We start from the raw sequence: 19630 nt of genomic DNA, 5'->3' as shown, positions 1-19630 counted from the left end.
CTGCGCGCGCTCCCCCCCACAGCCGAAGTGCTCTCCTACGATCGTCGACGTGACCAACCGCCACGCCGCTGTCCCACGCCCCCGTGCTGCCCGGCACGCGCGATCCCTGCACACCCACCGGGTGTTCCGTGGGATCGCGCTCACCCTGGCCGCGGTCGTGGTGTTCGGGGCCAGTGGGGTCGCCGCGGTCGCCGCCAAGCTCAACGGCAACATGGACAAGGTCGACGTCTCGGCCCTCGTGCAGCCGATCCCGACCCAGTCGAAGGCGCCGGACCCGGACGACCCCAACGCCGGGCAGGCCGTCAACATCCTGATCCTCGGGTCCGACCAGCGTGACGGCGAGAACGGTGAGATCGGCGGCAAGGTCGAGGGCATGCGCTCCGACACCACCATGGTGCTGCACATCTCGGCCGACCGGTCGCGCGTCGAGCTCGTCTCGATCCCCCGCGACTCGCTCGTGGACATCCCCTCCTGCACCATGACCAGCGGGAAGACCACCCGCGCCACGCGCGGCATGTTCAACTCGGCGTTCGCGACCGGGTGGGACAACGGCGGCGACATGGAGTCCGCCGCGGCCTGCACGATCAACACCGTGCAGCAGAACACGGGCATCCCGATCAACCACTTCATCGTCGTGGACTTCGCGGGCTTCCAGCAGATGGTCAACGCGATCGGGGGCGTCCCGATGTGCATCCCGAACGACATGACGTCGAAGGACGCCGGGCTCTACCTCACGGCCGGCTACCAGACGCTCGACGGTCCCACCGCGCTCGCCTACGCCCGGGCGCGCAAGGGCGAGGGCGTCGGCGACGGCTCGGACACGAACCGCATCGGCAACCAGCAGAAGCTCATCGCGGCGATGGTTCGCGAGGTCCTCTCACGAGACGTCATCACCAACCCGCAGAAGCTCATCTCGTTCCTCAGCGCTGCCACGAGCTCGCTGACGACCGACAACACGATGTCGATCAGCAACATGACCGGCCTCGCCTACAACCTCCGCAACATCAACAGTGGCAACATCACGTTCATGACGATCCCGTTCGCGCCCGCGAAGTCGGACCCCAACCGGGTCGAGTGGACGTCGGCTGCCGACGCCGTCTGGGCAAACATGGCCAACGACGTGCCTGCGCTCGGCGAGGCCACCCCGTCGCCGACCACGGCAGCGACGACGCCGGCCGCACCGACGACGCCTGGCGCCACCGAGGCTCCGGCCCCGGCAGACACCCCGACGCCGACCGAGACGAAGAAGGCCGGCCACGAGGCGTTCACGGTCGACGACACGACCGACGTCTGCTGACGGATGAGTTCCGACGAGCGAACCACCCGCACGCCGCCTCCCAGCTTCGCGCCCGGCGCGCCGCGACGACCGGCCGACCCGGCGCCCGCCGCGGCGCCGATCGTCGTCGGGCGGCCCGCACGCCCACCGGCGCCGAGCCGCATGCCACGCCCGGATGCCGCTGAGCCGACCCGTCCCCCACTGGTTCAGGCCCGGCCCGCGACCGCAACGCCCTCGCAACGCGGAACCGACAAGCCCGCGTCCATCTCACCGACTGCGCCGTCCAGCCGCCCTCAGCGTCCCGCGGCCATCGAGGTGTCCGGGCGTTCCCAGACTCCGTCGACCGCCAAGCCCACATCCGCACCCGCCTCGCTCCCCCGGAGCACGTCGTCGCGACCTACAGCGGCCCGGGCGTCGACCACTGCGCCGTCGCGTCCCCCCGGGCCCCGCGGGGCCTCAGCGCCGCCACCGACGCCCCGGGACCGACCGACCGCCTCGGACGGGGCGTCGGCCGGTCGCCGCCACCGCGGCACGATCATCGCCGTCGTCACCGTCGTGGTGCTCGCCGCCCTGCTCGCGTGGCCCATCGGCCTGGCCGTGTGGGCGAACGGCAAGATCCAGCACACCGCGGCGCTGAGCGGCGCTGCGAACACGCCGGGCACGACGTACCTGCTCACGGGCTCCGACTCGCGCGCCGACGGCTCGGTCGGCGAGGACGGGACCGAGGGCGCGCGCACGGACACGATCCTGCTGCTGCACGTGCCCGAGCACGGCCCCACCGCACTAATCTCCCTGCCGCGGGACACCTTCGTCGAGATCCCCGGCCACGACCCCTCGAAGCTGAACGCGGCCTTCTCGTGGGGCGGCGCGCCCCTCCTCGTCCAGACCGTCGAGGGCCTCACCGGGATGACGGTCGATCACTACGCGGAGATCGGCATGGGCGGTGTGGAGCAGATCGTGGACGCCGTCGACGGCGTCAACCTCTGCTACGACGCCGACGTGAACGACGCCGACTCGGGCATGGTCTGGGCCGCGGGCTGCCACGACGTCGACGGGACGGCGGCGCTCGCCTTCTCCCGGATGCGCAAGTCCGACCCCACGGGCGACGTCGGCCGCGCCGAACGCCAGCGCCAGCTGATCGGCGCCGTCATGGCGAAGGTCCGGCCCACCACGCTGCTGGTGCACCCGGGACAGCAGGTCGCTCTGATCGACGCAGGGACGGCGGCGCTCACGGTCGACGAGGGCACGGGGATCACCGGCATGGCCAAGCTCGCCCTCGCGTTCAAGGCGGCCAACGGCGCGGGCGGCATCACGGGCACCCCGCCGATCTCGGACGTCAACTACCGACCGGGCGGCGTCGGCTCCACCGTCAGGCTCGACCCCGACGCGGCGCCCGCGTTCTTCGCCGCGATCCGCGACGGCTCTCTGCCGGCCGGGCCGGTGGGCGGGATGCCCAGCGCCTGAATGGTCAGGCCATCGCCTCGACGAGCCGCGGTCCGCGCATGACCCGGTCGAGCAGGGCAGACCGTGGGCGCTCCAACGCTGCCAGGGTCGAGCGGCGCAGCCACGGGCCGCACGGCACCTCGACGAACCTGTGGACCGCCCAGGCCAGTGCGGTCACGACGACGAGGGCCGCGGTGAGCGCCACCGCGGCCGGCACGCGGTCCGCCAGGGCGCGGATGACGGCGAGACCCCAGTACTGGTGCATGAGGTACAGCGGGTAGGTGAGCGCGCCGAGCGTCACGAGGCCGCCATACTGCCAGCGCGACACCCGGGTCAGGACGGCCACCGCGACGGCGACGACGCAGCCGACGACCGCGAGGCCGAGCAGGGTCGGCGAGGGCGTGTACCCGGTGGTCCGCTCGAGCACCGCCACCCGCGATGGGACGACGAGCGCGACGGCGAGCCCGGTGCTCGTCGCGACGGCGGCCCACGGCAGGACCGCCCGTGTCCCGGCCGCGCGGTCCTGCAGCAGCACGAACAGGGCCATCCCCGCCGCGAAGAGCGGCGCGTAGTCACTGATCAGGAGCGTGCCGAGCGCATCGGAACCGGAGCGCTCCGCGAGCAGCGCGACCCAGGGCCACGCGAGCGCGACGCCGAGCACGCGGCGCCGGGTGATGCCCACCAAGGAGAACACTCCGAGCAGGAGGTAGAAGCGCAGCTCGGTCCAGAGGGTCCAGTAGACGCCGTCGACGTGCTCGACGCCGAGGGCCGGCTGGAGCATCGTGAGGTTCACCAGGACCTGGTGCGGCGTGATCGCCTTGCCCTGCGGCCACAGGACCAGCAGGAGCAGCCCGGCGGACAGGACCGCGACCCAGTACGCCGGGTAGAGGCGACCGACGCGGGACGCGACGACCTGCGCGGTGGGTCGGCCCCACGCCGTCATGAGGATGACGAAGCCACTGATGACGAAGAACAGCTCCGGGCCGAGCGACCCGTAGGACGTCCACCGTCCGACGCCGTCCAGCTGCTCCGCCTGGTCCGGACCCCACGCGCTGCTGGTGCGTCCCGTGAAGTGGTAGAGAACCACCGCCGCGGCGGCGAGGAACCGCAGGGCGTCGAGAGCGGCGAGTCGCGGCCGGGGGGCGGATGTCATCCGCTCGACGCTAGGCAGGCGTCCAGGACCTCGCACCTCGAGAGGGCCCTCCCCACGGACCCTTCACACGGTCAGACGCTGAACCCCACGCTCGGTCGGGACGTCGTCTGCGCCCGGAGGCGCTCGCCCTTGCCATCTGCCTGCCCCTGCAGATCGTCCTGGAACGCGGCCATCGCGGCCCGCAGGCGCGCGGCCTGCTCGCCCTCGCTGGACGCCAGGATCCGCACGGCGAGCAACCCGGCGTTGCGCGCACCGCCGATCGACACGGTCGCCACGGGGACGCCCGCCGGCATCTGGACGATGGAGAGCAGCGAGTCCATGCCGTCGAGGTAGGCCAACGGGACCGGCACACCGACCACGGGGAGCGTGGTGACCGCCGCGAGCATGCCGGGCAGGTGCGCCGCTCCCCCGGCCCCCGCGATGAGCACCCGCAGGCCGCGGTCCGCCGCGGTCCGGCCGTACGCGATCATCTTCTCGGGCTGGCGGTGCGCCGAGACCACATCGATCTCGACGGCTACGTCGAACTCGGCGAGCGCCTCCGCTGCGGCCTTCATCACGGGCCAGTCCGAGTCGGAGCCCATGACGATCCCTACCTGGGCCTGCCCTGCCATCGTGGTCTCCGTCCAGCCGTCCGCGCCCCGGTGGCGCCGCGCCCATCATGTCCCAGCGGACGGGGCGATCGGCGATCTGTTCGCGTCAGGCGGACGCCTCGCCGCGCAGGAGCGCCGCCGCCGCGACAGCCCGCCGACGGACGTCGTCGAGATCGTCGCCGCTGACGTTGACGTGCCCGAGCTTGCGGCCGGCGCGCACCTCCTTGCCGTACAGGTGCACCTTGGCGCCGGGGTCGGCGCGCGCGACGTCGGCCAACGCGTCGGTCGGGTCATCCAGCGCGCTGCCCAGCACGTTGGCCATGACGGTCCACGCCGAGCGGGCCGTGGTATCGCCGAGGGGCAGGTCGAGCACGGCGCGCAGGTGCTGCTCGAACTGGCTGGTCACAGCGCCGTCGATGGTCCAGTGGCCGGAGTTGTGCGGGCGCATCGCGAGCTCGTTGACCAGAACGCGCGGGGGGCCTCCGGCCGTGCCGGGCACCTCGAACAGCTCGACGGCCAGCACGCCCGTGACGGCCAGGCCCTCGGCAATCCGGGTGGCCACGTCGAGTGCCTCAGCGTGGGTGGCGGGGTCCAGGTCGGGTGCGGGCGCGACGACCTCGGAGCACACCCCGTCCCGCTGCACCGACTCGACGACGGGCCACGTGCGCAGCTCGCCGGAGGGCCGCCGGGCCACGAGCACGGCGAGCTCGCGGGTGAAGGGGACCTTCTCCTCGGCGAGCAGCGGCACACCCGTTCCGGCGTCGACGGCAGCGAACCAGTCCGTCACCTCGTCCGCGCCGCGCACCACGCGGACGCCCTTGCCGTCGTACCCGCCCCGAGCCGTCTTGACCACGGCGACGCCGCCATGCGCGGCGAGGAAGACGTCGAGATCCCGCCGGGACGGCAGCTCCGCCCAAACCGGGACCGGAACGCCGAGCTCCGTCAGCCGGGTACGCATGACGATCTTGTCCTGCGCGTGCACCAGAGCGGCCGCATCCGGGTGGACCGCGACACCGGCGGCCTCCAGGCGGTCCAACAGCGCGTTCGGCACATGCTCGTGCTCGAAGGTCAGCGCGTCGGCGCCGTCGGCGAGACGGACGATCGCGGACTCGTCGGACGCGGCGCCGACCGGGGCGTCGACCACCACCTGCGCGGCCGAGGACGTCGGGCTCTCGACCAGGACCCGCAGGTGCAGCCCGAGCGCGGTCGCCGCCGGTGCCATCATGCGGGCTAACTGCCCACCACCGACCACGGCCACCACGGGTGCTGTCACGGGCGACGACTTTAGCCGAGCGCCGGTGCGCGCGCCGAAACGGTTCGTCCCGACGCCTGACAGGTGGCGTTCAGCATCGCGGGCTATCCTCGCGGGACGTCCGACACCGAGATCCCGAGGAACTCCATGAGCGCGAGCGACGAGCTGACCGCCCACCCGGTCGTGACGGCGGCGCCGATCGCTCCCGCTTCGCGGGCAGCCGCGTTGCGGGCACGCGCGTACGAGCTTGCCCGCTTCCTGTCAGTGGGTGGCATCGCCTTCGTCGTCGACCTCGGCCTGTTCAACCTGCTGCGCTTCGGGCCGGGCCACCTGCTCGAGCACAAGCCGCTCACCGCCAAGATCATCTCGCTGCTGGCCGCCACTCTCGTGTCGTGGGTGGGCAACCGCCACTGGACGTTCTCCCAGCAGCGCACCACGCAGCGCACGCGCGAGCTCGTCATCTTCAGTGGCATCAACCTGGTCGGGGCGATCGTCCCGCTGCTGACCCTGGCGTTCTCGCACTACGTGCTGGACCTGACGAACGCGTTCGCCGACAACGTCGCCACCATCGTCGGCATCGCGATCGGGACAGCGCTGCGCTACGTCGGCTACAAGAAGTGGGTCTTCACCGGCTCGGTATGACCCAGCCGCGTCAGGGCACGTCGGCCTGGACGATGACGCCGTCGCCGTTGGCGGTGAGTCCGCCGTCCGCCGCGGAGACGAAGACGGATTGCCCCCGCGTGAGGACAAACGTCCCGTCGCGCTCGGTCGAGACGGCGACCTCGCCCTCCAGGCACAGCACCACACGCGGGCCCCGACCAGGGATCCGCGTGGGTCCGTCGTCGGAGAGCCGCGAGACGGAGAGCTCGAAGTCGTCGACGGGTGCGTAGAAGATCCGCGTCGAGGTGAACACCCGCTCGGGGGCGATCCTGATCGGCGGAGCCGCGACGTAGTCGACATTGCTCAGCAGCTCGTCGGTGTTCACATGCTTGCTCGTCAGCCCCGCGCGCAGGACGTTGTCGGAGTTGGCCATGATCTCGATCCCCACCCCCCGCAGATACGCGTGCACGGCGCCGGCGGGCACGAACAGCGCCTCCCCGGGCCGCAGCGTCACCGGGTTGAGAAGTACCGAGGTCACCGCGCCGGGGTCGCCGGGATAGGCCGCCGCGAGGCGCATGACCGTCCGGTCGGTCCGCGGCGACGGCGACCCGTCGGCGAGGCGCCGCGTGCAAGCCTCAGCGAACTTGGCCACGTCGGCCTCGCTCGGCCGAGTCGCGGGCGTCAGCAGCCACTCGAACGCCTTCCGGACCCCCTCTGACGTGGGGTCGTCCACGAGCAGCGCGTGCAGGTCCGCCGCGAGCGGCGTGTCGAGGTCCGCCAGCAGCTCGGCGGCCCGACGCGGTGCACGGAACCCGACCATGGCGTCGAGCCTGGTCAGCGCGTAGACCAGCTCCGGCTTGTGGTTCTGGTCGCGGTAGCTGCGCTCGGGCGCGTCGACGGGGATCCCTGCCGCCTCTTCGCGCGCGAAGCCCTTGCGGGCGCGCTCGAGGCTCGGGTGCACCTGGAGCGAGAGCGGCGCGTCCGCGGCGATGATCTTGAGCAGGTACGGGAGCGCACCGAACCTCGAGGCGATCGCCGCGCCGAGGTGCCGAGCGGGATCCTCGGCGATGAGCTCGTCCAGCCGACGGTCGCCCTCGGCTGTCTGTACGGTCGACGGTGCGCTCGTGTGGGCGCCGAACCACGCCTCGGCCACCGGCCCTCCGTCCGGGACCGTCGCGAGGACGTCGGGGATGGCGGTCGTCGAACCCCACGCGTAGCTCTGCGTGCGGGGCGTGATCCGGTACACGGTGGCACTCTCCTGCGGCTCATCATCGGCAATGACGTCCTACGGTACGTGGGCGTCAGTCAACCGGGCCTCGACCCGGCGGGTCGTGCGTCACATTCCTCAGCGTCGGCGGCGGTCCGGCCGCGCCGACACGACAGCACCGAGCGGCAGCACGACGTCGGGCCGCATCGACGCAGGCACGCCGGACAGGAACAGCGCGAACACCGCGGGCCGGCGCTGGGCCAGCTCGAGCCGGCCCCCGTCGGCGGACGCAAGGTCCCGTGCGAGCGCGAGCCCGAGCCCCGTCCCCTTGCCGGACGTGACCTCGCGCTCGAAGATCCGGGGGGCCAGGTCGTCGGGCACCCCGGCACCCTCGTCGGCCACCTCGACAACGACGGCGCCGGACGGACCGCCGGGCCGGGACCGCACGGTCGTGGTGCCGGCCCCGTGCCGCAGGGAGTTCTCGATGAGCGTGGCGATGACCTGGGCGAGCGCGCCGGGCGTGGCGAGCACCTGGGTGGCCCGGTCGACCTCCACCACGAGTCGCCGACCGTGCGCCTGGAAGGTCGGCTGCCACTCCTCCTCCTGCTGATGCACCACCTCGAGCAGCCTGACCGCCTCGGTGGTGCCGCCCTGGAGCCGCCGCGAGCTGGCCAGCAGGTCGTCGACCACCCGCACCAGGCGTTCCACCTGCTCGAGCGAGATGCGTGCCTCCTCGCTCACGGCGGGCTCGTCGGTGGCGAGCATGATCTCCTCGAGCCGCATCGACAGGGCGGTCAGGGGCGTGCGGAGCTGGTGGGAGGCGTCGGAGGCGAACTGCCGCTCAGCGGCAAGGCGGCCGGCCATCCGGTCGGCGCTGCGCGCGAGCTCGGCGGCGACCAGGTCGATCTCCTCGACCCCCGAGGGCTCGAGGCGGGGGCGCACCTGGCCGGCGCCCAGCTGCTCGGCGGACGCGGCGAGGTACAGGAGCGGGGCCGTCAGCCGGTTGGCCTGCCAGATCGCCATCGCGATGCCGGCCGCGAAGGCCACCACCGCCGCGACCACGACGAGCGCGATGACCCGGGCGCTGAGCCAGAAGACGTCCCACCAGGACACGTAGAGCAGCACGGTCGCGCCGGTGTCCGAGTCGACCTTCACTGAGAGGGTGCGGCCGCGGATCCGGTCGCCGGCCTGGTAGACCTGGCCGTCCGGCGCCTGCACGACGACGGACGCCGGGATGTCTCCTGGCCCGCCCGCCGCGTTCTCGAACATGCGGTCGGACAGCGCGATGTCCTGCTCGACGCGGAAGTCGACCGCGCGCGCCGCGTCCGTGGCCCGCGACTGGAGGGCCTGCATCTCGTTCTCGCGGACCAGCTGAGCACCCAGGAACGCCAGGGGGAAGCCGAGCAGGACGACCGCGACGGTGACCGCCGCGATCGTCGCCTGCAGGACGCGACGACGCAAAGGTCAGGCCCGCTCGGCGCTGGCGCCGCCCGTCTCGAACCGGAAGCCCATGCCGCGCACCGTCGTGACGTACCGGGGGGCGTTGGCGTCGTCGCCGAGCTTGCGGCGGAGCCAGGACACGTGCATGTCGAGCGTCTTCGTCGAGCCCGTCGGGTCCGATCCCCAGACCTCGCGCATCAGGGTCTCGCGCGCGACGACCGTGCCTGCGGCACCGACCAGCACGCGCAGCAGGTCGAACTCCTTGGCCGTGAGGTGCAGCTCACGCTCGCCCTGGAACGCCCGGTGCGCGGCGACGTCGACGCGCACGTTCTGCGCGTGCAGCTCGTCCTCGTCGCCCGAGTCACCGACGCTGCGCCGCAGGAGGGCCCGGACGCGGGCGAGCAGCTCCGCCAGCCGGAACGGCTTCGTCACGTAGTCGTCGGCGCCCGCGTCGAGCCCGACGACGAGGTCGACCTCGTCGGCGCGAGCGGTGAGGACCAGCAGGGGCGTCGTGAGGCCGAGGTTGCGGATGGCGCGGGCGACGTCGAGGCCGTCCATGTCCGGCAGCCCGAGGTCGAGGACGACCAGGTCGGCCGCCGCGGCGCCGTCGATCGCACCTTGACCCGTACCTTGCACACGCACGTCATAACCTTCACGCCCGAGGGCGCGGGCCAAAGGTTCGGCAATCGCGGGATCGTCCTCGGCCAGCAGCACCTGGGTCATTCGCCCATGCTAGGTCATGGGACGGTCTTGACCGCCAGAGGGGCGCGCCTACAGGTCCACGTGAACCACCTGCGCCTGAGGTCGGACCTTGCGATGGTCCAGGTCGTCCCCCGGGGGCACTCCGCCGCGGTCGGCCGCCCCTACCCTCGTGGGGTGACCAGGTGGGAACGGCTGCTGCGGTGGGAGGAGGCGCACCGGTTCGCCGTCGACGCCACCGGCACCGGGTTCCTGCTGCTCCTCATGGTCGTGACGGCGACCGACATCCCGAGCTCGACGTCCGGCGCGACCCGCACGCTCGCGAGCGCGCTCCTGTCGGTCGCGATCGTCGCGCCGCTCGCCTGGCGCCGCGTCCGGCCCACCGCCTCCGCGGCGGCGGTGTACACCGCGGCGCTGCTTCAGGTCCTCTTCTTCACCCCGCTCGTGCTGCCGGCCGACATCGCCGTGCTGGTCGCGCTCTACTCGGTCACCGTGCACGGCCCGCGCTGGGCGCACCGCGTGGCGATCGTCGGGGCCCTCGTCGGCTCGGTGGTCCTCGGGGTCTCGATGAACGGCTGGTTCGACGCGCCGGGGGCCGCGTCCACCGCGATCTTCTCCGGCGTCGTCGCGCTGTCCGTCTGGGCCTTCGGCCTGGTCCGGCGTTCGCGGCGCGAGACGATCGAGGCGCTGGTCGACCGAGCGCAGCGCCTGGAGGTCGAGCGTGACCAGCAGTCCCAGATCGCGACCGCCGCCGAGCGGGCCCGCATCGCGCGCGAGATGCACGACATCGTCGCCCACTCGTTGACGGTGATGATCGCCCAGGCCGACGGCGGCCGGTACGCCGCCGACGCCGACCCGGCGGCGGCCACGCGGGCGCTCGGCACGATCGCGGAGACGGGCCGCGCCGCGCTGACCGACATGCGGCGCCTGCTCGGCGTGCTGCGCGGCGGAACCGACACCAGCGACGTCCCCGGACCGGGCGGCCTCTCGCACCCGGCAGCCCAGGGATTCGCGCCGCAACCCGCAGAATCGGACGTCGGCGCCCTGGTCGACCAGGTGCGGGCGAGCGGCCTGCGCGCGTCGCTGGTCCGGATGGGCGAGCCGCGGGCGCTGCCGCCGGGCACCGGCCTCACGGTCTACCGGATCGCGCAGGAGGCGCTGACCAACGTGCTCAAGCACGCCGGCCCGGACCCCACGGTGACGGTGCTCGTGCAGTGGCTGCCCGACGCCATCGTCGTCGAGGTCAGCGACGACGGCCGCGGCGCCTCGGCCGACTCCGACGGCCTCGGGCAGGGCCTGCTGGGGATGCGTGAGCGCGCCACGATGTTCGGCGGCACCGTCGCCGCCGGCCCCCGGCCCGGCGGAGGCTTCCGGGTCCGCGCCCAGCTGCCCACGCCGGGCGACCACACCACCCCACCCGAGAGGACCGCACCCGTGCCGACCAGTCAGGACGAGAACGCCCGATGAGCGAGACCCGCATCCGCGTCGGCCTCGTCGACGACCAGCAGCTGGTGCGCGCCGGCTTCCGCATGGTGATCGACTCGCAGGCCGACCTCGAGGTCGTGCTCGAGGCCGGCGACGGCGCCCAGGCAGTGCGCGCGCTCGACCCCGCGGCGCTGACGGCCACGGGTCCGGTGGACGTCGTGCTCATGGACGTGCGGATGCCGACGATGGACGGCTTGACCGCGACCGCGCAGATCACCGCGCGCGCGACCGAGGACCACCCGCCGCCCCGCGTGATCGTGCTCACCACGTTCGACCTCGACGAGTACGTCCTGGCCGCCATCCGGGCCGGCGCCAGCGGGTTCCTGCTCAAGGACGCCCCGCCGGAGGAGATGCTGGGTGCCATCCGCACCGTGCACCGCGGCGACGCCGTGATCGCCCCGTCGAGCACCAAGCGGCTCCTCGAGCACCTGGTGACGGCGCTGCCGCCCGACGAGCCTGGGGCACCGACCGACCCCGCGCGGCTCGCGGTCGCCGACCTCACCGACCGCGAGCGCGAGGTCCTCGTGCTCATGGCGCGCGGCCGCTCGAACACGGAGATCGGCTCCGACCTGTTCGTCGCCGAGGCCACGGTCAAGACGCACGTCGGCCGGATCCTGGCCAAGCTGCACGCGCGCGACAGGGTGCAGGCCGTCGTCGTCGCGTACGAGACGGGACTGGTCCGGCCGGGCTCCTGATGGGCCCGCAGGATGACGCACGACCAGTCCCGGGCCTGATGTGCGGGTGATGGCCCGCTCCGTAGCGTCGGAGCGTCATCACCGCCCTTCGAAGGAGCCCTCCCGTGGACACCACCGTCTTCCGCCCCCTGGAGACAGACCCGCCCCAGCCGGACGCCACGGTCGCCGTCAGCGCCCGGTCGCTGACCAAGGTCTACGGGCAGGGCGCCGCCGAGGTCCGGGCGCTGGACGGGGTCGACGTCGACTTCGCGGCGGGTGCCTTCACCGCGATCATGGGCCCGTCCGGCTCGGGCAAGTCGACGCTCATGCACGTGCTCGCCGGCCTCGACCAGGCGACGTCGGGCACCGCTCGCCTGGGGGCCACGGAGATCACGACGCTCGACGACGGTGCGCTGACCCGCCTGCGCCGCGACCGCATCGGCTTCGTGTTCCAGAGCTTCAACCTGCTGCCCATGTTCACGGCCGAGCAGAACGTCCTGCTGCCGCTCGAGCTGGCCGGCACCGACGTCGACCGTGAGTGGCTCGACACCCTCGTCGGCACCCTCGGCCTCGGCCAGCGCCTCACCCACCGACCGGCGGAGCTGTCCGGTGGTCAGCAGCAGCGGGTCGCGATCGCACGGGCGCTCATCGCAAAGCCGGAGGTCGTCTTCGCCGACGAGCCGACGGGGAACCTCGACTCACGCTCGGGCGCTGAGGTGCTCAGCTTCCTGCGTCGCTCGGTGCGCGAGCTCGGCCGCACGATCATCATGGTCACGCACGACCCGACCGCCGCGGCGTACGCGGACCGGGTGGTGCTGCTGGCCGACGGGCGGATCGCGGGCGACATCGCCGACCCGACGCCCGAGTCGGTGCTCACCGGCCTCGAGGCCCTCCGCACGCTGGATCAGGCGGCGATCTGATGCTTCGCCTGACCTTGGCGCAGATGCGCCGCAGCCTCGGCCGGCTCACGGCCGCCGCCGTCGCCATCGCGATCGGCACCGCGTTCCTGGCCACGACTCTGCTCGCCGGCAACATCATGACCCGCACGGGGTACGACGCCGTGACGGCGACCTACGCCGACGCGGACGTCGTCGTGCAGGGCAACATCCACGACGACCAGCTCGACGCCCTGCGCGCGCTCCCGGACGTCGAGGCTGCCGAGGTGCTCGCACCGACGGGCTTCGAGGTCCGCCGCGGCGGCGCGAGCCGCTACCAGTTGATGCTGCCGACGACGACCGACCCCCGGCTCAGCTCGCTGGTGGTCGAGGACGGCTCGGCGCCCACCCGGAGCGGCCAGATCGCGCTGCCGACGGCGACGGCGACGGCCCTCGGGGTCGGCGTCGGCGACCACGTGCAGGTCCGCTACGGGGTCTCGGAGCCGGCCGACGACGGGACCACCGACGAGGTGTGGCGCGCGGTCGACGAGGACGTCGTCGTGACCGGCATCGCGAGCGACCCGGCCGACGCGTGGTCGCAGTCGGGCGGCGCGGGTCTGGTCACCCCCGACGACGCGATCCGCTGGAGCGGGGTCGACTCACTCACGGAGCTGGGCACCGACACCCTGGTCGCCGCCCGGCCCGACGCCGACGAGCAGGCACTCCAGGCCGCCATCGTCCCGCTGGTGCCCGGTGCCGAGGCCCTCACCAAGGACGAGGCCGCCGCGAAGTCCGTCGAGGAGTTCTCCGACGGCGGCAACGTGCTCGTCACCGTGGTGCTCGGATTCGCCGCCGTGGCGCTCCTCGTCGCGGCGCTGGTCATCGCCAACACGTTCCAGGTGCTGGTGGCCCAGCGGACCCGCACGCTCGCGCTGCTGCGGTGCGTCGGTGCGGGCAAGGGGCAGCTGCGCCGGTCCGTGCTGCTGGAGGCGGCGATCCTCGGGTCCGTCGCCTCTGTGGCGGGGCTCGTGCTCGGCGCCGGCCTCGCGCAGCTCGCGCTGGTGATCCTCGGCCGCCTCGACCTCGGCGTCCCMCTGCCCGACACCATCCAGGTGACGCTCCCGGTGATCGTGTTCCCGCTGCTGGTGGGCACGGTCGTCACCGTGCTCGCGTCCCTGGTGCCGGCGCGCGAGGCCACCCGGGTGTCGCCGATGGCCGCGCTGCGTCCCGCCGACGCGCCGGCCGTGGGCGCCCGCGCCGGTCGGCTGCGGCTCGGCCTTGCGCTCCTGCTCATGCTCGGCGGCCTCGCGGTCATGCTGATGGCCACCGTCCTGTCCCGGACGGGCCGCGCCGACGCGACGGTGCTGCTCAGCGTCGGGGCGCTCGCCGGTGCCCTGTCGTTCGTCGGCGTGCTCGTCGGCGCCGTGTTCTGGGTGCCGAAGGTCGTGTCGTGGGCGGGGCGCGCGCTCGCCCGCACCGGCACCAGCGCACGGCTCGCCGCCGCGAACACCGTGCGCAACCCGCGCCGGACCGCGGCCACCAGCGCCGCCCTGCTCATCGGCGTCACGCTCGTCGCGATGATGAGCACGGGGGCCGCGAGCGCACGCGTGTCGCTGGCCCGGGAGCTCGACGAGCACTACCCGGTCGACCTCACCATCGACAGCGGCGTTCCCGACGGTGACGCGACGCTGACGCCGGACGTGGCCGAGGCCGTCGCCGGGGTCAACGGCGTCGAGACCGTGCTCGAGATGCGCACGGCACCGGTCAAGATCGGCGACAGCTGGTACACCGTGGCCGCGCCGGCCGACGGCTCGGTCGAGGACGTGCTGGTCGACCCGCGCACCGTGGACGGCCTCACGGACGGCACCCTGCTGCTGCCGAAGGCCCAGGGCGAACCCACGAGCCGGGAGGTCCAGGACGCGACGGCCTACGCCAGCAACTGGGACGACTCCGTCCCCGCGAACGGCGGCACGACCGTGCCGCTGCGACCGGTGGCCACCGACCTGGGCGGGCTGTACTCCCTGGTCACGCCGGCGACCCTGGACGCCCTGGACCCGCACGCCCCCGTCTCGATGGTGTGGGTCCGGCTCGAGCCCGACGCCGACGCGGCGCTCGTGCTGCAGGACGTGCGGGCGGCCCTGCCGGACACCGCGGCCGAGGTCAGCAGCGCCGGCGCGCAGCGGGCGACGTACGAGCGGGTGGTCGACACGCTCCTCGCGGTGGTCGTGGGGCTGCTGGGCGTCGCCGTGGTGATCGCGCTGATCGGTGTCGCCAACACGTTATCCCTCTCGGTCCTCGAGCGGCGCCGCGAGTCCGCGACCCTCCGGGCGATCGGGCTGTCCCGCCGCCAGCTGCGCTGGATGCTCGCTGTCGAGGGCATGCTCATCGCGGGGGTCGGCGCCGTCCTGGGTGCCGGGCTGGGCCTGCTGTACGGGTGGGCGGGTTCGGTCGTGCTGTTCGGACAGATCGGCGACGTGGTCCTCGTCGTGCCGTGGCTTGACCTGGCCATCGTGCTCGTCGTCGCGTTGGGCGCCGGGCTGCTGGCATCCGTGCTGCCGGGGCGGGCGGCCGCGCGCACCTCACCGGTGGCCGCGCTCGCCGTCGACTGACGGGGAGCCCACGGGCCCGCCGAGCCGACCGGCGGACCTGTGGGCGCGCGGCGTCGACTGTTCGGAGCCCGCCGGACCCCCGACCCGACCGGCGGTCCTGTGGGCGCGCGACCTCGTCCCCGTGTCGCCGGCTCCGGGTCTCGGGCCGACCAACCGCAGGGCAGGGTCGGGCGGTGCGTTTCACCCTGCTCCACCCCGACCCGGTCCGCGGTCCGGGTCTGCACCCCACCGATGTCGAGGCGGACCCGGGAATCGCGCTGAGCGCCATGCGGCCCGCACTGTCCCGTGTGAGCGGCTACGGCGGGTGGGTGGGCGCGGGTGTGTGCCTGGCGGTGGCCGACGTCCCGCTGGACGACCACCACGTGGTCGGACAGCCGCCGCTGGTCGAGGGGTGTGTCCTGCGCGTCGGCGTCGGTCCGCGCCCGCCGGCGGAGATCGCGGCACTTGCCCCGTGGCACGTCGCCGTCGTCGCGGGACCCGACTGCGGCAGTGTGCTCGCGCTCCCCGAGGGGGTCGTCACGACCCTCCGCCCGGGGGGCGGGGGCCCGGATGTGCTGGCGGTCCGCGACCCGACCCTCGAGCTCGTCCACGTCCGCCGACGCGGCGAGCGCGTCCGGCTCCGGGTCGGGCGCCGCGGCCGGTGGCGTCCCTGGCGCCCCGACGACCCGCGCCGATCGGGAGCGACGACCCTCGTCCTGCGTCGTGCGCACGGAGGCGCCGTACCGATCGAGTCGTCAGCCGACGAGCCGAGAACGTTCGGCAGCCTCACCACGTGGCTCACGTCCGCGGTCGGGTCCTTGGCGCTCGCCCTCGCGCTGCGGCAGCCGCTGCTGCTGCTCGCCGGCCTCGCCGCCCCGGCCGTCGCGCTCGCCACGGCGGGCCTCCGCGCCTGGCGACGCCGTCGGGCCGCCCCCGCCGACCCGGCGCCGCGGGACCCTGCCGCGCTCGCCGTCGCGACGTCGAGGGCACGGTACGTCGACGCAGAACCGGTGGTCGTGGAGCAGCCGTGGGACCCGGGAGGCTCGCTCGCCGTCGTCGGTCCGCGCCACCTCGCGCTGCCGGTGGCTCGGGCCGTGGTCCTCGGGGTGCTCGGCACCCATCTCGCCGTGCCGCTCACCGTGCACACCCGGCACGCCGACGACTGGGCGTGGGGAGTGTGGGCGTCCGACGGCCCCGGGCCTGGAGCCCTGGTCGTGGCCGACGACCCCGGCGACGCCGCGGCGTTGGCCCGCTGGAGGTCGTCGGCTCCCCCGGCCGAGCGCCTGCTGCTGCTCGCCGAGACGGCCGCCGACGTGCCCGCATGGTGCCGCGCCCGCCTCGAGGTGGGTCCCCGGTCGGTCCTCCTGCGGGACGCTGCCGGATCCACCCRCGCGGTCCCCGTGCACGCGGTMACCGCCGCGCACGCGGGAGCGCAGGTCCGCGCCGCGGCCGCCGCCCGCGCGTCCGCCGACCGCCGCGACACGCCCGGCGTCCTGCCCGGCCGGGCGTCGCTCGGGGCCCTCGACGGCATTCCCGCACCCGACCAGGTGGCCTCCTCGTGGGCGGTGCCACGCACGGGTCTCGTGGCCGCGCTCGGCGTCGGCCCGGACGGTCGCACGCTCGCCGTCGACCTGGTCACCGACGGTCCGCACGTGCTCGTCGCGGGCACCACCGGCGCCGGCAAGTCCGAGCTCCTCACCACGCTCGTCCTCGCGCTCGCGCTCACGCACCCGCCCGACCGGCTGACGATGCTGCTGGTCGACTTCAAAGGCGGCACGGGGCTCGGGCCCGTCGCCAGGCTCCCGCACGTGCTCGAGCACGTCACCGACCTCGACGCGACGCACGCCCGCCGGGTCCTCACCGCGCTGCGCGCCGAGCTGCGCCGACGCGAGCGCGTCCTCGCCGCGGTCGGCGCCCGCGACCTGGTCGACCTGGACCCCGCGGCCGCCGGCACGCCGCCGCGGCTGCTCGTMGTGGTCKACGAGCTCCGCGCGCTCACGGAGGACGTCCCCGACGCGTCCGGCGCGCTCGCCCGGATCGCGGCGCAGGGCCGCGCGCTGGGGGTGCACCTGGTCCTGGCCACCCAGCGCCCCGCGGGCGCGGTCGGTGCGGACCTGCGCGCGAACGTCGCGCTCCGGGTGGCCCTCCGGGTGGCCGACGTCGCCGACTCGACGGACGTCCTCGACGCGCCCGACGCCGCCCGGATCGACCCCACGACGCCCGGGCGCGCGTGGCTGCGCCGGGGCACGCKGCCGCTCGAACCGGTGCAGGTCGCCCGCGCCGTCGCGACGAGCGCCGTGCCGGTGGTCCGGCCGGCCCGACCGTGGCCCGAYGGCGCCGCCTGGACGCCTCGCGGCGGCGCTCCTCGCGAGGCGGCCGACGCCATCGCGGCGTGGGTCCGGGCCGCCGACGAGGCCGCGCGCGCGGGACGTCCCCGGGAGCGACCGCCCTGGTTCCCCGCGCTGCCCGAGGTGGTGCGCCGCGACGACGTGCCGGACGGTCCCGGACTCGCGCTCGCCGTCGCGGACCTCCCCGAGCAGCTGCGCCGGGCGGGCTTGCGCTGGGACCCCTCGGACGGGCACCTGCTCGCGCTGGGTGGGCCGCGCTCGGGCCGCAGCACGACGCTGCTGACCCTCGGCATCGAGGCCCTCGAGCACGGCTGGCACGTGCACGCCGTCGGCCTGCCCGCCGGCGCCGTCGACCGGCTCCGCGCCGGCGACCGGCACGGCGGGCTCGGGAGCRCCCTCGACACCGACGACGCCCGCGCCACCGCGCGGCTCCTCGAACTGCTCGCGGCGCCCACGGGAGCTCGGGCGCTGCTCCTGGTCGACCGCCTCGACCTCGCGCTCGAGTCGCTGGGCCGGCTCGCGCACGGCGCGGGTGCCGACCGACTGACCGCCCTGTGGCGGGGAGCGTCCGGCAGGACAGCGATCGCCGCGTGCGCCGACGCCGGCGCGAGCGCGCTGCAGCACGCGGGTGCCTTCTCGCACCGCCTGGTGCTGCCGCTGGCCGACCCGACGCTCGACGCGCACGCCGGTGTGCCCTCGGCGCTGGCGGGACCACGCCGCACCCCCGGCCGCGCCGTGCACCTGCACCCCGGCGGCGCGGAGCTGTGTCAGGTGGCGCTGCCTGCGCCGCCCACTGGCGACCCCGCACCCGCCACCTCCGCACGACGGCCCGTGCTCGTCCGCGCTCTGCCCGACCGTGTCGAGCTCCCAGAGGACCCGATCGCGCTGTCGGGCACCCTCGTGGTGCCGCTCGGCCACGGTGGGGACGACGCCGGGATCGTCCAGGTGGACCTCGCGCACGGGCTGCTCGTGGCCGGGCCACCCGGCTCCGGGCGCACCTCGACGTTGGCCGTGCTCGCACGCTCGCTCGTGCGTGCCGGCGGCAGCGTGCTCCGGGTGGTCGATCCGACCGTGCCGGCTCCACCCGGCTTCCCCGGCGTCGAGGACGTCGCGCTCGTCGACCTGGTCGCGGCGTGCCGGGACGCGAGCTCACCGCCGGTGGTGCTCGTCGACGACCTGGACGAGCTCGAGCGCAGCCACCCGTCGCTCGACGAGGTCCTCGCCGCCACTCCAGCCGTGGGCGTCGTCGCGACGGTCACCTCGGCCGCGGCGGCGCAGGCCTTCCGGGGCGCCCTGCCCGCGCTGCTGCGGCGCAGGCGCACGCTCGTCCTCGACGTGCACGACCCCGCGTCGGCGGAGCTCGCCGGTCCGCACGCCGCGTTCTGCGTGGACCCGCTCCGACGACCGCCCGGCCGCGGCGTCCTGCTGACCGGCCGGGACGTCGTGGTGGTGCAGGTCTACGCGGCGCCTACTCGGCCGGACCCTCACGGCGCCCCGTGACCGCGACGACCGGCGGCAGCAGGAGGCCCACGCCGACCAGCGTGGCGACGACGAGCACGACGACCCCCAGGACGGACGCCTGGGCACTCAGCCAACCCAGCGAGAGCACCACGAGCAGGATCTGCCACATGATCACCGGCGACCGGGCCCAGCGGCGCCCACGCCACAGGCCGCGCGCCGCAAGCAGGAGCAGGAGCGCGATGCCGACGCCGAAGGCGGCGAGGAACAGGCTCGCGGCCGGCATGGTCGCGGCGCCCCGGACGACGTCGGCGGTCCAGGCGACCCCCAGCCCGAGGAAGGCGGCGGCCTCGAGGGTCACGAGGGCGCACACGATCAGCAGCAGGGCGGGACGGCGCTCGGTCACACGCAGGAGCCTAAGCAGGTCGCGGCGCCGCGGCGGACACGCCGCCGACGACCGCGCGGTCCCCTGACCTGCGCGATCTCGAACCTGGGCCGTTCGACCTGCGATACCACGTCCGCGACGTGGTCCACGCCACGAC

Annotated in this window: 15 protein-coding genes; 8 read left to right on the top strand and 7 right to left on the bottom strand. The window is 74.3% G+C overall.

All coding sequences use genetic code 11. From position 1 onward, the window contains the following. Positions 1-49 precede the first annotated feature (49 nt). A complete protein-coding gene (locus AC1DYZ_RS09130; RefSeq protein ID WP_477064891.1) occupies positions 50-1297 on the top strand; it encodes an LCP family protein in 1248 nt (415 codons plus the stop codon). Between the two features lie 534 nt (positions 1298-1831). Next, entirely contained in the window at positions 1832-2740 is a 909-nt protein-coding gene (locus AC1DYZ_RS09125) for an LCP family protein (RefSeq protein ID WP_477064890.1), read from the top strand. Positions 2741-2744: 4 nt separating this feature from the next. Here the strand turns inward: AC1DYZ_RS09125 and AC1DYZ_RS09120 are convergent, their stop codons facing one another. The 3 genes from AC1DYZ_RS09120 to AC1DYZ_RS09110 form a co-directional block, all read right to left on the bottom strand. After that, positions 2745-3872 (bottom strand): acyltransferase family protein, encoded by a 1128-nt coding sequence (locus AC1DYZ_RS09120; RefSeq protein ID WP_477064889.1) that lies wholly within the window; start codon positions 3870-3872, stop codon positions 2745-2747. A gap of 71 nt (positions 3873-3943) precedes the next feature. Beyond that, positions 3944-4483 carry a 5-(carboxyamino)imidazole ribonucleotide mutase gene (gene purE / locus AC1DYZ_RS09115; RefSeq protein WP_477064888.1) on the bottom strand — a complete coding sequence of 180 codons (540 nt, stop codon included), beginning with the start codon at positions 4481-4483 and terminating at the stop codon, positions 3944-3946. Between the two features lie 85 nt (positions 4484-4568). Continuing rightward, a complete protein-coding gene (locus AC1DYZ_RS09110; RefSeq protein ID WP_477064887.1) occupies positions 4569-5735 on the bottom strand; it encodes a 5-(carboxyamino)imidazole ribonucleotide synthase in 1167 nt (388 codons plus the stop codon). 126 nt (positions 5736-5861) lie between these two features. On the opposite strand from AC1DYZ_RS09110, the gene AC1DYZ_RS09105 reads away from it, so the two are divergent. Further along, on the top strand, positions 5862-6356 hold the full coding sequence (locus AC1DYZ_RS09105; RefSeq protein ID WP_477064886.1) for a GtrA family protein: 495 nt from the start codon (positions 5862-5864) through the stop codon (positions 6354-6356). A gap of 10 nt (positions 6357-6366) precedes the next feature. On the opposite strand, the gene manA is transcribed toward AC1DYZ_RS09105, so the two are convergent. The 3 genes from manA to AC1DYZ_RS09090 all read right to left on the bottom strand — a co-directional run bounded on the left by manA (position 6367) and on the right by AC1DYZ_RS09090 (position 9684). Continuing rightward, positions 6367-7560, bottom strand: coding sequence for a mannose-6-phosphate isomerase, class I (manA, locus tag AC1DYZ_RS09100; RefSeq protein ID WP_477064885.1), 1194 nt, complete (start codon positions 7558-7560; stop codon positions 6367-6369). Between the two features lie 99 nt (positions 7561-7659). Beyond that, positions 7660-8982: an ATP-binding protein gene (locus tag AC1DYZ_RS09095; protein ID WP_477064884.1), complete on the bottom strand. Its 1323-nt coding sequence runs from the start codon at positions 8980-8982 to the stop codon at positions 7660-7662. Positions 8983-8985: 3 nt separating this feature from the next. Beyond that, positions 8986-9684 (bottom strand): response regulator transcription factor, encoded by a 699-nt coding sequence (locus AC1DYZ_RS09090; protein ID WP_477064883.1) that lies wholly within the window; start codon positions 9682-9684, stop codon positions 8986-8988. A gap of 153 nt (positions 9685-9837) precedes the next feature. Here AC1DYZ_RS09090 and AC1DYZ_RS09085 point away from each other — a divergent pair, with 153 nt between their 5' ends. From AC1DYZ_RS09085 to AC1DYZ_RS09065, 5 genes are all read left to right on the top strand, one after another. After that, positions 9838-11127, top strand: a complete 1290-nt coding sequence (locus AC1DYZ_RS09085) for a sensor histidine kinase (RefSeq protein ID WP_477064882.1) — start codon at positions 9838-9840, stop codon at positions 11125-11127. After that, positions 11124-11840, top strand: coding sequence for a response regulator (locus tag AC1DYZ_RS09080; protein ID WP_477064881.1), 717 nt, complete (start codon positions 11124-11126; stop codon positions 11838-11840). The genes AC1DYZ_RS09085 and AC1DYZ_RS09080 overlap by 4 nt, the downstream gene beginning before the upstream one ends. Positions 11841-11944: 104 nt before the next feature. Then, positions 11945-12739, top strand: coding sequence for an ABC transporter ATP-binding protein (locus AC1DYZ_RS09075; protein WP_477064880.1), 795 nt, complete (start codon positions 11945-11947; stop codon positions 12737-12739). Between the two features lie 23 nt (positions 12740-12762). Beyond that, positions 12763-15303 (top strand): ABC transporter permease, encoded by a 2541-nt coding sequence (locus AC1DYZ_RS09070; RefSeq protein ID WP_477064879.1) that lies wholly within the window; start codon positions 12763-12765, stop codon positions 15301-15303. Between the two features lie 173 nt (positions 15304-15476). Further along, entirely contained in the window at positions 15477-19130 is a 3654-nt protein-coding gene (locus AC1DYZ_RS09065) for an FtsK/SpoIIIE domain-containing protein (protein WP_477064878.1), read from the top strand. On the opposite strand, the gene AC1DYZ_RS09060 is transcribed toward AC1DYZ_RS09065, so the two are convergent. Then, on the bottom strand, positions 19099-19494 hold the full coding sequence (locus AC1DYZ_RS09060) for a hypothetical protein (protein ID WP_477064877.1): 396 nt from the start codon (positions 19492-19494) through the stop codon (positions 19099-19101). The genes AC1DYZ_RS09065 and AC1DYZ_RS09060 overlap by 32 nt on opposite strands. Between the last annotated feature and the right edge of the window lie 136 nt (positions 19495-19630).

The organism is Cellulomonas sp. P1_C4 (assembly GCF_056406355.1).
The sequence above is the reverse complement of the archived record's forward strand: the minus strand, read 5'-3'. Positions and strand labels throughout refer to the sequence as shown.

What these genes read in the sequence shown, in the direction of transcription:
- AC1DYZ_RS09105 (WP_477064886.1), top strand. Translation starts at nt 5,862, where the DNA reads ATGAGCGCGAGCGACGAGCTGACCGCCCACCCGGTCGTGACGGCGGCG.
- AC1DYZ_RS09120 (WP_477064889.1), bottom strand. Translation starts at nt 3,872, where the DNA reads ATGACATCCGCCCCCCGGCCGCGACTCGCCGCTCTCGACGCCCTGCGG.
- AC1DYZ_RS09080 (WP_477064881.1), top strand. Translation starts at nt 11,124, where the DNA reads ATGAGCGAGACCCGCATCCGCGTCGGCCTCGTCGACGACCAGCAGCTG.
- AC1DYZ_RS09090 (WP_477064883.1), bottom strand. Translation starts at nt 9,684, where the DNA reads ATGACCCAGGTGCTGCTGGCCGAGGACGATCCCGCGATTGCCGAACCT.
- purE (WP_477064888.1), bottom strand. Translation starts at nt 4,483, where the DNA reads ATGGCAGGGCAGGCCCAGGTAGGGATCGTCATGGGCTCCGACTCGGAC.